Raw genomic sequence first — 14,185 nt, 5'->3', positions numbered from 1 at the left:
AATCCTGAAAATCATTTTTAAATAAAACGGCTATTTTATACCAATATTCCTGAAAAGTAAGGGATTAGATGATATTGTTTTAGTAATTTAGTGCCAATGAAAGCCAACGAGTGCCATTAAGACAAAAGATACTGTTTAATACTTTGCAACGCAGTTTTTTTATCGGACAACTCTTAGGTCATATTATGTGCAATTTTAGATTTAAAGCGATGGGTTATATAGCAGACATTTACATACGAGTTAGTACAGACGAACAAGCTGATAAAGGTTATTCCCAAAGAAATCAGGAAGAGATGTTACGTAAATATTGTCTTAATCAGTCTATTGAGATAAGGGATGTTATTTATGAAGATCACTCAGCAAAAACATTCAATAGACCGCAATGGAAAAACCTTATCACAACGTTGAAAAAGAAAAAGAATCATGTGAACCTTATCCTTTTCACGAAATGGGATCGTTTCAGCAGAAATACTGGTGATGCCTATCAAATGATTAACATTCTTCGCGGGTTGGGCGTAGAACCGCAGGCGATAGAACAACCACTTGATTTGTCTATCCCTGAGAATAAAATGATGCTGGCATTTTATCTTGCGGCTCCTGAAGTTGAAAATGACCGTCGTGCATTGAATGTATTTTACGGAATGCGCCGAGCGAAGAAAGAGGGTCGCTATATGGGATTAGCTCCTGTAGCATATGAAAATAAAACTTCCGAAAATGGAAAGAAATTTATTGCACCGAAAGAGCCTGACGCTTCCGTTTTAAGGTACGCATTTAAAGAAATAGCGAAAGGTATATTCAATACCGAGCAGGTGTTTAAGCAAGCGAAAGAAAAGGGATTGAAATGTAGCAAGAATGCTTTTTGGCAGGTTATACGAAATCCATTGTACTGTGGTAAAATATTCGTTCCCCAGTTCAAAGACGAAGAAAGCTGTTTCGTTGATGGGCAACACGAGGGAATCATATCTGAATCGCTCTACTATGAAGTACAGGACGTATTAGATGGACGCGGACGAAACTATCGTCCCAAGATAAAAACCATTGATGAGTTTCCGGTTAGAGGATATTTGGTTTGCCCTGAATGCAGTAAGTTATTGACTGGAAGTAAATCAAAAGGTAGAAGCCGTTACTATGCATATTATCATTGTATCGGAGGATGTACGCATCGTGTGAATGCTGAAAAAGTCAACGCGGCTATTGTAGAAGACTTAATTGAATTTCTTCCTAAAATCCAAAATAGATCTTTCTATGAAGAAACCATTTCGAAAGACTACCTAGGTGGAACACTAGAAGTACAATTAGAAAAAAAGGAGATTTTGGCAGAAATTAAAGATTATGAAGATCGATTATCTCACACGCGAGACCTGCTTGCTACTCGTCAGATTGAAGCTGAAGACTATAGAGAAATGAAATCAGTCTATAGTTCAAAGATTTCTGCTCTGGAAGCAAAGCTAAATAGAGTTAATTATGATTCAGATAACATTCAAGACCTTATAAAACAAGGAATTAACAAGATAATTGAGATAGAGAAAAATGTAATGAAAGGAGAACTTGCAGAGATATCAAAAGATATTGGTTCAATTTACCCTGAAAAAATCATTTTTTCAGAAAGCCAAGTTCGAACCGCTCGTCGAAACGATTTTATACAACATATCAACTTGATAAACAAAAAGTTATATACAAAAAAAAACGGGACAAAAGTAGATTTTTCTACTTTGTCCCGTGAAGTCGGGGTGGCAGGATTCGAACCTGCGACCTCCTGCTCCCAAAGCAGGCGCGATGACCGGGCTACGCTACACCCCGAGTGGTGTTTTATTTCTAGCTTTAAAAAAGCGGAGAGACAGGGACTCGAACCCTGGCATCGGTTTCCCGATGACAGATTAGCAATCTGCTCCATTACCGCTCTGGCACCTCTCCTAACTTTTAAAAATAAGACTGATTAGTCTCATAAAGCGGTTGCAAATATATATTGACTTTTATTGCAAAACAAGTCTTTTTAGAAAAAAAATTAAATTATTTGGCTTAATTTTGGCTATTCAAAAGACTATTTAGAACTAAAAGAATGAATTTTAAAGGATTAGTATTTTCGGCAATTTCTTGTTTTTTTATTTTGGCTAGTTGTGCAACTAAAACAGTTCCACCAAAAACAATTACAAAAGTAATTCGTGACACAGTCATTATCAATTCAAAAACAGATCAACCGGAAATGACTCGAGCTGCAAAACTCGACAAGTACAAGGTGACAACAGATTATTATCCATCTATTTCGCAAGATGAACGTGTACGATTTTTAGTGTTACACTACACAGCAATCAACACAGAGTTATCGTTAAAAGTATTGACTCAGAAAGATGTAAGTGCACATTATTTGGTAAATGATTATGATGACAAAACAATTAATCTTTTAGTTGACGAAACAAAACGTGCATGGCATGCAGGTGTTAGTAGTTGGAAAGGATTGGATAATATAAACTTTTCTTCTATTGGTATCGAAATCGTTAATCTTGGAAACAAAGGAACGGATGCTTATCCAAATTACACGCCTTATCCAGATTATCAAATCAAAAAAGTAGGTGAATTGACACAAGATATTGTAAAACGTTATAATATTTCTCCTTTTAATGTAATTGGGCATTCTGATGTTGCGCCAGGAAGAAAACCAGATCCGGGTCCACTTTTCCCTTGGAAAAAATTATATACAGATTACGGTGTTGGTGCTTGGTACGATGATACAGACAAGTATGTATTTATGCAACAATATCCTTGGGATACAACAAGTTCCGTTTTTATCACACAAGTGCAAACTGATCTTAAGAAATATGGGTACAACGTTCCTACAAATGGAATGATAGACGCGCAAACTAAGAATGCGATTGTAGCATTTCAGATGCATTTCCGTCCAGAAAAATACGATGGAGTTGTAGATGCTGAAACTTGGGCAATCTTGAAAGCGTTGAACAAAAAATATAATCCCTAAATCAGTTTTGATTTATTGAATGAAACTCCTACTTGTTAGGAGTTTTTTTATGGAATAAACTTTCGGTAAAATAATATTAACAATATAACCTCTTGTGTACTTTGAATTAAAATTCGTCAGTTCGAGTGATTTTTAGAAAATTATTTCTAAAAATTGTATCGAGAATTAAGATGAATTTTATCTACTAAAACCTTATTCTCGATACAAAATTCTAAATGAATTTCACTCGAATTGACGGTTTTCTTAATAAAATTATCAAAATACACTACGGGTTAATAAATAGCATAATTATCATTAAAAATGGAATTGAGAGTTAAGAAAAATTGAAGTAATTTTATCCAAAATAATATAACATGGCTTTTAAAAGTTTGCGCCCAATTATTTGGACGAAAGATTTACAAAAAACAACAAAATTCTATAAAAAATTAGGATTTAAGATTGCTGATCAAAATGAAGATTGGATTTGGGCTTGCTTGCAAAAAGACGATGTAGAAATTATGTTGGCTTATCCAAATGAAGGAGCAGATTTTGAACGAGCTAATTTCACAGGTTCTTTTTATTTTGTTGTAGACAACGTAGACGAGTTGTGGAATCAAGTAAAAGATGATTGCGAAGTTGTATATGAAATTGAGACCTTTGAATGGGATATGCGCGAGTTTGCAATCTACGACAACAATGGTTATATCTTACAATTTGGACAAGAAATAGAAGTTACATTCGAAGATTAATTATGATCTCAAAACGATATTACAACATTATTTTAGCGATAATTATTCTTATTATTCCAATTGTTTTTTACATGATTATTAACACTATGGTTAGTATAAAATATGAAACCGACGGAGTTGACACTTGTATTTCTACTGTAACAGGAAAAAATCTTTGTTCGCAAATCGATCAACTAAAAGTTACTATTTATATTGACATGATTGTGATGATTTTCTGGTTAGCCTTAAGAAACTTAATCGTAAAAAAATAACTTATGGATTATCATTTCGAAGAAAAATTTGAACAAATTAATTTCTCAGAAAATCAAAATATATCTGGTGAATACGAGAATTGCGAGTTTATAAATTGTGATTTGAATGGATTAGATTTAAGCGATATCAAATTTATTCAATGTCAATTTATCGAATGTAATTTGAGTAATGTAACTTTAGAAAACACAAGCTTTCAGCAAGTTGAGTTTATGAATTGTAAAATGATAGGTTTTAATCTCGAAAATTCGAACAAATTTGGGTTAAGCATTTCATTTGAAAATTGTACGTTAAACGACTCATCTTTTTATGAATTACCGCTAAAAAAGACAAAGTTTAGCAATTGTTCTTTACAAAATGTAGAATTTTCTTTCGCAGATCTTAGTCAAGCTTATTTTATGAATTGTAATTTGGCTCACACCATTTTCTATCAGACCAATTTAAAGCAAGCCAACTTCAAAACGGCTTATAATTTCACGATAAATCCGAATGATAATCAATTGAAAGGCGCGCAGTTTTCCAAAGAAAATTGTGTTGGATTATTAGATTATCTTAGAATTACAATAAATTAAAAAAAGGTTTCGAATAAAATCGAAACCTTTTTTATGCTTTCTACTTATACTATTCTAATCAGAATAAATAATTTCAGATTATATTTTACTAAATCATAACATTTTAGAATAAATTACTTCTATATTTTATCAATTAGTCAATAATTATTTCTTGATTTAATAAATAATAAGATTATTATTGCATCTTTTTTTGATAAATTTTCTGAAATAAATCCAACTCAGATTATCAACTTAAAACTTTTCTTGACATTTTTTTAAGAAATTAAAAAAAATATTAGCGTATTATTTACACTAATAAAATAAAAAAGAAATTCTTTATCAAAAAAAGCATTATTATTATTCAATACATTATTTTAGATAAACTTAAGTCTATTAATTAAGTCAATACAAAATCACAAATAATGTACAACTAACACCATTTATTAAAAAATGAAAAAAATTTTTGTCGCAATTGCTCTACTATCCATTTTTGGAGCCACGGAATTGAAGGCTCAATATGCTTCTGAATATGACGGCGGTTTGGTCGTTAAATTAAATCCAGAAGGAAGTAAATATGTCCGATTTATTCTTTGGGGACAAACTTGGTTTCAGGATTACGAAGGAAAACACGCCAATGATGGATTTTCTATCAAACGAGCGCGCGTTCTTGCTTATTCACAAATCAATGATCGATTTATGATTTTAACACATTTTGGTGCAAATGGAATCTATGATAATAATCTTTCTCCGATGGGAAAAAGTACAGATGTATCGTTTTTCTTGCATGAAATGTTTTTACAATATAAGGTAACAAACAATTTAGCAATTGGTGCTGGAGTTCACAATTTTGGTGGAATTTCTCGTGGAAATGGTCAAGGTTCTATCAATATGTTGACCTTAGATAATAACAGAGCTGACTGGTCAACACTTGGTTTGTCTGATCAATTTTCAAATCATTTGGGAATGTTTGCAAAAGGGCGAATTGGAAAACTGAATTATCGTTTAGCATTAAGTGATGCTATTACTAATACTTTAGATGGAAACTCTTCGACAGTTTTAGAAAACGGACAAGAAAAGTATTTAGGAAAAGCGATACTTGGAGAAGGAAAATATGCGGTTTCAGGATATTTTGATTATCAATTTTTAGATCAAGAATCAAATGCTTTACCTTATCGCGTTGGAACCTATTTAGGAACTAAAAAAGTATTTAACATCGGAGCAGGATTTTTCAATCAAAGTAATGCAATTGTCAAAAAAGAAAATGATAATTTGGTTGGAGAAAATGTAACTCATCTTGCTGTTGATGCTTTTTATGATGCGCCAATCGGAAAATCTTCTTCGATAACAGCTTATGCGAAATATCAAAATTCGGACATGGGCGAAAATTATGTACAAGGAAATGTTGTAGGAGATGGAAATCAGTTTTCTGGACATGTCGGGTATTTATTGCCTAAAAACATCAAAGAAGGAGAAGGAAAATTCCGTAATAGAATTCAGCCGTATGTAGGATATTCTTACAGAGATTTCAAAGGTCTAGTAAAGCCTGCAAACGAATTAAAATTAGGTGGAAACTGGTACATTGATGGTCAGAATGCTAAAATTTCTGTAGAATATCAAAAATCTTTCGATCAACCAAAACACATGGACGACATGATAACAATACAAGCAATGATATTATTATAAAAAAACACACAAGAATTAACACAAAAACACATTATTTATGAGCGAAACTGCTAACAAAAAAACAATCTGGAAAGTGATTGGTGCTTCCTCGATGGGAACGCTAATTGAATGGTATGACTTCTTTATTTTTGGAAGTTTAGCTGTTGTAATTTCTACTAAATTTTTCCCTGCTGACAATCCTACAGCTGCCTTTTTATCAACATTAGCAACATTTGCTGCTGGATTTGTTGTACGTCCATTTGGCGCGTTATTCTTTGGTCGATTAGGAGATATTATTGGTCGTAAATATACATTTATGGCAACTTTAGTATTAATGGGAGGAGCAACTTTTTTAATAGGATGTATTCCATCTTACGAATCAATTGGTTTTATCGCACCTTTATTAGTATTAATCTTACGTTTATTACAAGGTTTAGCACTTGGAGGCGAATATGGAGGTGCTGCAACATACGTAGCAGAACACGCACCAGACGGAGAAAGAGGATATTGGACTTCTTGGATACAAACCACTGCAACAGTTGGTTTATTTGTTTCGTTATTGGTTATTTTATTAACGAAAACATTATTATCAGAAGAGCAGTTTGACCTTTGGGGATGGCGAGTTCCATTTATCTTATCAATCTTAATGGTTTACGTTTCATATTTGATTCGTAAAAATATGGACGAATCGCCAGCTTTCAAAAAAGCAAAAGATGAAGGAACAACTTCTAAAAATCCTTTGAAAGAATCTTTCGGGAATCGTTACAATATGAAATTCGTTTTATTAGCACTTTTTGGAGCTGTGATGGGACAAGGAGTTGTGTGGTATACAGGTCAGTTTTACTCGATGAGTTACATGAAAACGGTGATGAATGTAGAATCTGATCAAGTAGATTCTTTGTTAGGAATTGCTTTATTATTTGGTACACCTTTCTTTGTGTTCTTTGGATGGCTGAGTGATAAAGTTGGTCGAAAATGGGTGATGTTAATCGGAATGATTGTCGCTGTATTCTCGTATCGACCAATTTACGAATCAATGTATCAAACAACAAATCTTGAAAATAAAGAAGTAATTGCAGCACAAACAATTGAAAAAGCTGAAATCAAAAATGTTGACGAAAAATCTGATTCTATTTATACAATTCAAAAATCATTTACAGATGGCACGACTTATAAACAAGTTACAACGCTTCATTTAGAAAATGGTCAAGCAAAAATTGTAGATGGAAAAGTAAGTGAAATTGTAAAAAAATCGACACATATTAATAGTGGTGATAAATGGAAATTAGTTGGATTAATTTGGATTCAAATTATTTTTATCACAATGGTTTATGGTCCAATTGCTGCGTTCTTAGTAGAAATGTTCCCTGTTAAAATTAGATATACATCGATGTCTTTGCCTTACCACGTAGGAAACGGAATTTTTGGAGGTCTTTTACCTGCTGTTTCTACTTATTTGGTAACAAATGCCAAAAACAACGGAGATCCACAGTTTTACTTAGAGGGTCTTTGGTATCCTATTGGAATTGCGGCTGTTTGTTTTATCATCGGAGCAATTTATATCAGTAATAAAGACAGAAATGTTAACTAAAAAACTAATTAGAAATGGAAACAATTAAAAAAATATTAGGAATCGTTTGGATCGCATTATCACTTGTTTTAGCCTACTTTTGTATCATGGAATTTGGAATTCCAAAATTATCATCAGGTTCGCAAGATGATTTAGTATTCGGAATTATTATTCTATTTGTCCTTACACCAATTATAGTTATTGGAATGGCACTTTTTGGATATTATGCTTTACTCGGCGAATATAGCGAAGAAAAAATGTAAAAAACTACACACGAAATCCTCAACACATGTTGGGGATTTTTTATATAAAATGTATTTTCAATAAACGTTTTTATTAAATCCATAAAAAACAAATCATAAAACGTTAATATCTTTTTAAGAGTTTTAGCATAGTTTATGTCAATTAATTTTAAAATCAACAAAGGTACTCGAAGTTAAACTGAAATATAATTCAAATACAAAAAACCTTGCAAATACAAAGCTTTTCATTTATAATATAATTTCTAAAATTGTTTTATATCTGTTCTTTTTCCGTGATAGAAAAGTATTTTCCAGTGTTCTGTTTTCGCATCAACTTCCCACCGCAAACGATCTTCCATCGCTTTTACACCATCTACATCATTCTTGAAAGCAGCATGATATTTAAAATAATTTAATTGAGGTAGATTGTCAGCTCCATAAAATACAATTTCATCATTTTCTTTGATCCAAAAAACTTGTTGAAACGGAACGTGTCCTCCTGTTACTTCGAATTTGATATTATCCGTTATATTTCCACTATCATCATTCATCCATACAATATTTTTGAATGATTTCAACTTTTCTAAACGATCATAGTTATAAGAATTATTTGTTTGAACAACCGCATAATCATACTCGCGTTGTTGAATATAAATTTTTGCTTCAGGAAAGTTACATACAAACTGATCCCCTACCCAATTTCCAATTCCGTTGATATGATCTTTATGTAAATGCGAAATCAATACTTTCGTAATTTGATTTGGATTAATATTATATTCGCGTAATTTTTTTAGAATGATAGGTTCACAATCTACTTCAGTTCCGAAACCACAATCAATCAAAATATTTTCATCTCCAATTTGTATCAAAAATGGACGAACAATAAGATTATATCCGTCAGCGGGATTTTTAACATCAATATTATCACCTAAATAATGAAACTCTTTTTTTGCATCAACATGAAAAACACCTTCTAAAAGAGGAATAACTTTCATTTACTTTTATTTTTTACAAAGGTAATTCGTTTAGATTCTCTCTACAAAAAAAGGCTTCCAAAATAGGAAGCCTTAAAAATTATTATGATTCAAATCTTATTTTACAATTGTCATTTCATCAACGATGTGTTTTGCTCCAGCAAATTTATCAACAACCCATAAAACATAACGAATATCTACAGAAATCGTACGTTGTAATTTAGGATCAAAGATAACGTCACCAGCCATTGCTTCAATGTTTCCGTCGAATGCAATACCGATTAATTCACCTTTACCATTCATTACCGGAGAACCAGAGTTACCTCCTGTAATATCATTGTTTGATAAGAAATTTACGTGTAAATATCCATCTTTATCTCCATATTGTCCATAATCTTTCGCTTTCGCTAAATCTAATAAACGTTGTGGATTTTCGAACTCTTCGTCACCTGCGATGTGTTTTGCAACTGTACCTTCTAATGTTGTGAAATAGTTAGAAGCAACATCTGGTTGACGTTTTGGATTTGTACTTTTTGGTAAATTTTGAATAGAACCGTAAGTTAAACGTAACGTAGAGTTAGCATCTGGATATAAAATATTTCCGATTTTAGACTCACGTAAACCTTTTACCAATAAACGGAAGTTTTTAGAATAAACATCATTCAATTTTGCTTGTTCATCAGTTTGCTTAGAAGCTCTTTCTACTAAAGCATTTGACAAAACATATAAAGGATCTTTTTTCAAGACTTCTACATCTGGAGAAATTAAGAAATTCTCAACTTGTTTTTGATCAGCGAAGAAACTTCTTTCAACAGCATCATTTACATAAGCTGTAAAGTTCTTGTTATTTTGCTTCGCTAAATCAGCAACATAAGGCGCTAAACCAGCTTCGCTCGCTTTAGAAGCATAAAGATTTAATTGAGCAGCCAATAAATCTTTTTCTAAAGGTAAATACATTTTTTCGTAATATGCATTGATTGCATTCTGAATTTTCGGACGCATTTCATCACGTTTTGCATCATTCGCTGCTGCATAGTTTTCTAATGCTTTTCCAATAGAATATGGCGCACTTGCTAAAGTTGAGTAACGCAATAAAATGTTGATGTAATTGTTATGACGAGCATCTAAATTTGTTTTCGCATAATAATTATTCAAATTCGAAACAACATCACCATATTCGGCTTTGTTTGCTCCTTTTAGAGCCCATTTATTGAATTTTTCTTCTTCTTTTGTTTTCTTCGCAACAGTTCCGTGAAGTTTTAAAGCTTCGATCATTCCATCACGATTTTTCCAATAGTTCGCAACTCCAGCATATTTAGAAGCATAATCAATATTTACTTTTTGATTTTGCTCCATATATTTTTTCATTTGATCCATTGTCACTTTAGAAGCTTCAACCCATGCAGGATAAGCGTACTCTACATTTTGAGCAACACCTTGCGCTGGCATCCAACGATTTGTACGACCTGGATAACCTAAAATCATAGCGAAATCATTTGGTTGATATCCTTTTAAAGAAACTGGTAAATGATGTTTTGGTTGCAACGGAACATTGCTTGTAGAATAAGCTGCAGGATTTCCATCTTTGTCACCATATACGCGGAACATAGAGAAATCTCCTGTGTGACGTGGCCATTCCCAGTTATCTGTATCTCCACCATATTTTCCAATAGAACTTGGAGGTGTTCCTACTAAACGTACATCCTCATAGTCTTGGTAAACAAAATAGTAATATTCATTTCCTTGGAAGAATGAACGAACAGAAACAACATATTTTCCGTTTTCACTGTTCTCTTTTTCAATTTTTGCAATCTCTTGGTTAATCGCTTTTTCACGATCTAACTCAGACATTTTATCATTTACAACACCTAAAATACGTTTAGAAACATCATCCATACGAACGAAGAAACGTACTTTTAAGCTTTTTGGTTTTAACTCAGCAGCTTTATCTTTCGCCCAAAAACCATCTTTTAAGTAATCATGTTCTGGAGCAGATAATTCAGCAATAGCACCATAACCACAGTGGTGATTTGTCAAAACTAAACCTTGTCCAGAAACCATTTCAGCAGTACATCCACCACCAAATTGTACAATAGCATCTTTTAAAGAGTTATTGTTGATACTATAAATTTCTTCTGAAGTTAATTGTAAACCTTGTTTTTGCATATCACGGTGATTCAGACGCTCGATGAACATCAAAAACCACATTCCTTCGTCAGCTTTCACTTTAAAAGGAAAAAGCATAACCACTAAAAGCGTGGATAATAAAAATTTTTTCATTATTTGTTTGTCTTCAATTTTACGAATTGCTAAAATAATTGATTATCTGAAGTTCTCCTAATCTTTAAGTATTTAATAAAGTTTTACTGAGGTTTTATTGTTAAAAAAAGATTATTTTTATTTAATTAACACAAAATTTGAATAGTGAAAATTAAAATCATTAATCTACTTTGCTTTCTAATTGGTTTTATTGGAATGGTTGGTTTCATTATTATTTTGAATAATCAAACTAAATCAAAACCTGAATATTTTTTTGATGAAACTAATTTATCATTTGAATATACAGATGAAATTAGAAAATATAATTTTGAAAAAAATCAATTCGAGCAATATTATATCGAAGATACTATTATACTAAAAAATGTTCTTAATCAAAAAGAAAAAGAAAAGATAATTTCCTTAATTAGAGATAAAAATATTTTTAAATTAGACTCTATTTATCAAACAGGTCATGAAATAATTGTTACACTACCTAATCTAAGAAAAAATATTATTATTAGTGATAAAACTATCAATAGACATTTTGTTCTAACTGCTGCCTTTGAAGAAAATAATTATTTATCAAATAAAAAAGATTATAATGAATTAATCAATTTTATTAATGAACTAAATAGCATTTTAGACAAAAATGATAAAATCAAACATCTTAAAAAGACAGATTTAGAATTTATGTAACAAAAAAAATCCGAGAAAATCTCGGACTTTTTACTTTATATCAAAACTTAATTAAGCTTCTTTATTATCTTGAGGTTTATCCTCTTTTTTCTCTGCTGGTTTAGCAGGTTTTTCTGTTCTCTCTGGTTTTGGCAATAAAGCTTTACGAGATAATTTCATTTTCTTTTTATCATCGTAACCTAAGAATTTAACATCAATTTTATCACCGATGTTTACAGAATCCTCAACTTTTTCAAGACGTCTGTGCTCTAATTCAGAAATATGAACTAAACCTTCAACACCTTTAGCAATTTCTACAAACGCTCCAAATGGTTTGATAGATTTTACAACTGAATGATATGTTTCTCCAACTTCTGGAACGAAAGCAATTTGTTTGATTCTTTCTACAACGCGATCGATGTTTTCTTGAATCACACCATTGATTTCTACACGTCCTGTCGTATCTAACTCAGTAATTGCAATAACTGTTTCAGTTTCTTTTTGCATTTCTTGAATTACTTTTCCTCCAGGTCCGATTACTGCTCCAATGAATTCTTTAGGAATTTCGATTACAACAACTTTTGGTGCATTTGGTTTCAATTGTGGACGAGGCGCTGGTAAAGTTTCTAACAATTTACCTAAAATATGCTCACGACCTTCTTTTGCTTGCAACAAAGCTGTTTCCATGATTTCCATAGATAAACCTTGTACTTTAATATCCATTTGACAAGCTGTGATACCATCTGCAGTTCCTGTTACTTTAAAGTCCATATCTCCTAAGTGATCTTCGTCTCCTAAGATATCAGACAATACTGTAAATTTCCCTGATTTAGTATCTGTGATTAATCCCATTGCAATACCTGAAACTGGTTTTTTCATTTGTAAACCTGAATCCATAATTGCTAATGTTCCTGCACAAACTGTTGCCATAGAAGAAGAACCGTTAGATTCTAATACTTCAGAAACGATACGAACTGTATAAGGACAATCGTCTGGTAACATTTGCGCTAAAGCACGTTGTGCTAAGTTTCCGTGACCAACTTCACGACGAGAAGTTCCTCTTAATGGACGAGCTTCACCTGTTGAGAATGGTGGGAAATTATAGTGTAAAAAGAATTTTTCGTCGAAGTTTGTTACAACTCCATCAACCATATTAGCATCTTTAGAAGAACCTAAAGTTACTGTAGCTAATGCTTGAGTTTCTCCACGTGTGAAAATTGCAGAACCGTGAGTTGATGGTAAATAATCAACTTCTGTCCAAATTGGACGAATCGTTTTTGGATCACGACCATCTAAACGAATTCCTTCGTTTAAGATTAATTGACGTACAGCTTCTTTTTGTACATCGTGGAAGTAAATGTGAGCAAAAGGAGCTACACGAGCTAACTCTTCTTCATCTCCTTCGTATTGAGCTAAGAAATCTGCTTCAACTTGAGCAAATTTATCACCTCTTTCGTGTTTATCAGATGGATGTTTAGCGATATCATAAAATTTATCATATCCATAAGCCCACACTTTTTCGCGAATTTCTTCATCGTGTGTTTCGTGGCTATATTCACGTTTTGGTAAAGATTTACCTACTTTCGCTGCTAAACTTTCTTGTGCTTCAATTTGTTTTTTAATTTCAGCATGAGCAAATTCAATTGCGTCTAACATTTCACGCTCAGAAATTTCGCTCATCTCCCCTTCTACCATAACAACAGAATCTTTAGAAGCACCAACCATAATGTCGATATCAGCTTGATCTAATTGCTCTTTTGAAGGATTAATCATTAACTCACCATTCAAACGAATAACGCGAGCTTCTGAAATTAATGTGAAAGGAATATCTGTAATTGCAATGGCTGCTGATGCAGCTAAACCAGCTAAAGCTTCTGGCATTACATTTTTGTCGTAAGAAATAAGTGAGATCATGACCTGAACCTCAGCATGGAAGTCTTCTGGAAACATTGGACGTAAAACACGGTCTACAAGACGCATTGTTAATACTTCATCGTCTGATGGTTTTGCTTCTCTTCTGAAGAAATTCCCTGGGATGCGTCCTGCAGCGTAAAATTTTTCTCTATAATCTACTGTTAAAGGTAAAAAATCTACACCTGGATTTGCTTCTTTGTTTGCTACAACTGTAGCTAATAACATGGTGTCGCCCATGCGTACAACCACAGATCCGTCAGCTTGTTTTGCTAATTTCCCTGTTTCGATTGTAATTTCTCTTCCGTCTGAAAGAGTAATTTTTTCTGTGATCGCCTGTGGAATCATTCGTCTTCTTAGTATTTAATTCGTCTAAAGTTAAAGCCGTTT

The 14,185-nt window shown here is 32.5% G+C and carries 11 protein-coding genes, 2 tRNA genes and 1 pseudogene; 9 read left to right on the top strand and 5 right to left on the bottom strand.

Annotated elements, in window-relative coordinates:
• Positions 1 to 185 precede the first annotated feature (185 nt).
• A pseudogene (locus tag FH779_RS17565) lies at positions 186 to 947 on the top strand (recombinase family protein); the annotation flags it as partial.
• 778 nt (positions 948 to 1,725) lie between these two features.
• Here the strand turns inward: FH779_RS17565 and FH779_RS05410 are convergent.
• Both FH779_RS05410 and FH779_RS05405 read right to left on the bottom strand, forming a co-directional pair.
• Positions 1,726 to 1,800 (bottom strand) — tRNA-Pro (locus FH779_RS05410).
• A gap of 30 nt (positions 1,801 to 1,830) precedes the next feature.
• Positions 1,831 to 1,914 (bottom strand) — tRNA-Ser (locus tag FH779_RS05405).
• Positions 1,915 to 2,059: 145 nt separating this feature from the next.
• On the opposite strand from FH779_RS05405, the gene FH779_RS05400 reads away from it, so the two are divergent.
• From FH779_RS05400 to FH779_RS05370, 7 genes are all read left to right on the top strand, one after another.
• A complete protein-coding gene (locus FH779_RS05400) occupies positions 2,060 to 2,974 on the top strand; it encodes an N-acetylmuramoyl-L-alanine amidase (RefSeq protein WP_114999956.1) in 915 nt (304 codons plus the stop codon).
• A 353-nt stretch (positions 2,975 to 3,327) separates the two neighbouring features.
• Positions 3,328 to 3,702, top strand: coding sequence for a VOC family protein (locus FH779_RS05395; protein WP_038333665.1), 375 nt, complete (start codon positions 3,328 to 3,330; stop codon positions 3,700 to 3,702).
• A 2-nt stretch (positions 3,703 to 3,704) separates the two neighbouring features.
• Positions 3,705 to 3,953, top strand: coding sequence for a hypothetical protein (locus FH779_RS05390; RefSeq protein WP_180906344.1), 249 nt, complete (start codon positions 3,705 to 3,707; stop codon positions 3,951 to 3,953).
• A 3-nt stretch (positions 3,954 to 3,956) separates the two neighbouring features.
• Positions 3,957 to 4,523 carry a pentapeptide repeat-containing protein gene (locus FH779_RS05385; protein ID WP_180906343.1) on the top strand — a complete coding sequence of 189 codons (567 nt, stop codon included), beginning with the start codon at positions 3,957 to 3,959 and terminating at the stop codon, positions 4,521 to 4,523.
• 429 nt (positions 4,524 to 4,952) lie between these two features.
• The gene (locus tag FH779_RS05380) at positions 4,953 to 6,185 is read left to right on the top strand and encodes a hypothetical protein (RefSeq protein WP_180906342.1); all 1,233 of its coding nucleotides are present in this window, start codon (positions 4,953 to 4,955) and stop codon (positions 6,183 to 6,185) included.
• A 37-nt stretch (positions 6,186 to 6,222) separates the two neighbouring features.
• The gene (locus FH779_RS05375; protein ID WP_180906341.1) at positions 6,223 to 7,755 is read left to right on the top strand and encodes an MFS transporter; all 1,533 of its coding nucleotides are present in this window, start codon (positions 6,223 to 6,225) and stop codon (positions 7,753 to 7,755) included.
• Positions 7,756 to 7,769: 14 nt separating this feature from the next.
• Positions 7,770 to 7,997, top strand: coding sequence for a DUF6814 family protein (locus tag FH779_RS05370; RefSeq protein WP_125350389.1), 228 nt, complete (start codon positions 7,770 to 7,772; stop codon positions 7,995 to 7,997).
• 242 nt (positions 7,998 to 8,239) lie between these two features.
• On the opposite strand, the gene FH779_RS05365 is transcribed toward FH779_RS05370, so the two are convergent.
• Positions 8,240 to 8,971, bottom strand: coding sequence for an MBL fold metallo-hydrolase (locus FH779_RS05365; protein ID WP_038333657.1), 732 nt, complete (start codon positions 8,969 to 8,971; stop codon positions 8,240 to 8,242).
• A gap of 96 nt (positions 8,972 to 9,067) precedes the next feature.
• Positions 9,068 to 11,230 (bottom strand): S46 family peptidase, encoded by a 2,163-nt coding sequence (locus FH779_RS05360; RefSeq protein WP_180906340.1) that lies wholly within the window; start codon positions 11,228 to 11,230, stop codon positions 9,068 to 9,070.
• Between the two features lie 144 nt (positions 11,231 to 11,374).
• Between FH779_RS05360 and FH779_RS05355 the strand changes: the two genes are divergently transcribed.
• Positions 11,375 to 11,905, top strand: coding sequence for a hypothetical protein (locus FH779_RS05355; protein WP_180906339.1), 531 nt, complete (start codon positions 11,375 to 11,377; stop codon positions 11,903 to 11,905).
• A 51-nt stretch (positions 11,906 to 11,956) separates the two neighbouring features.
• Here the strand turns inward: FH779_RS05355 and FH779_RS05350 are convergent, their stop codons facing one another.
• On the bottom strand, positions 11,957 to 14,143 hold the full coding sequence (locus tag FH779_RS05350; RefSeq protein ID WP_180906338.1) for a polyribonucleotide nucleotidyltransferase: 2,187 nt from the start codon (positions 14,141 to 14,143) through the stop codon (positions 11,957 to 11,959).
• Positions 14,144 to 14,185: the final 42 nt, after the last annotated feature.

This window comes from Empedobacter falsenii (assembly GCF_013488205.1).
GTDB lineage: Bacteria > Bacteroidota > Bacteroidia > Flavobacteriales > Weeksellaceae > Empedobacter > Empedobacter falsenii_C.
The sequence above is the reverse complement of the archived record's forward strand: the minus strand, read 5'-3'. Positions and strand labels throughout refer to the sequence as shown.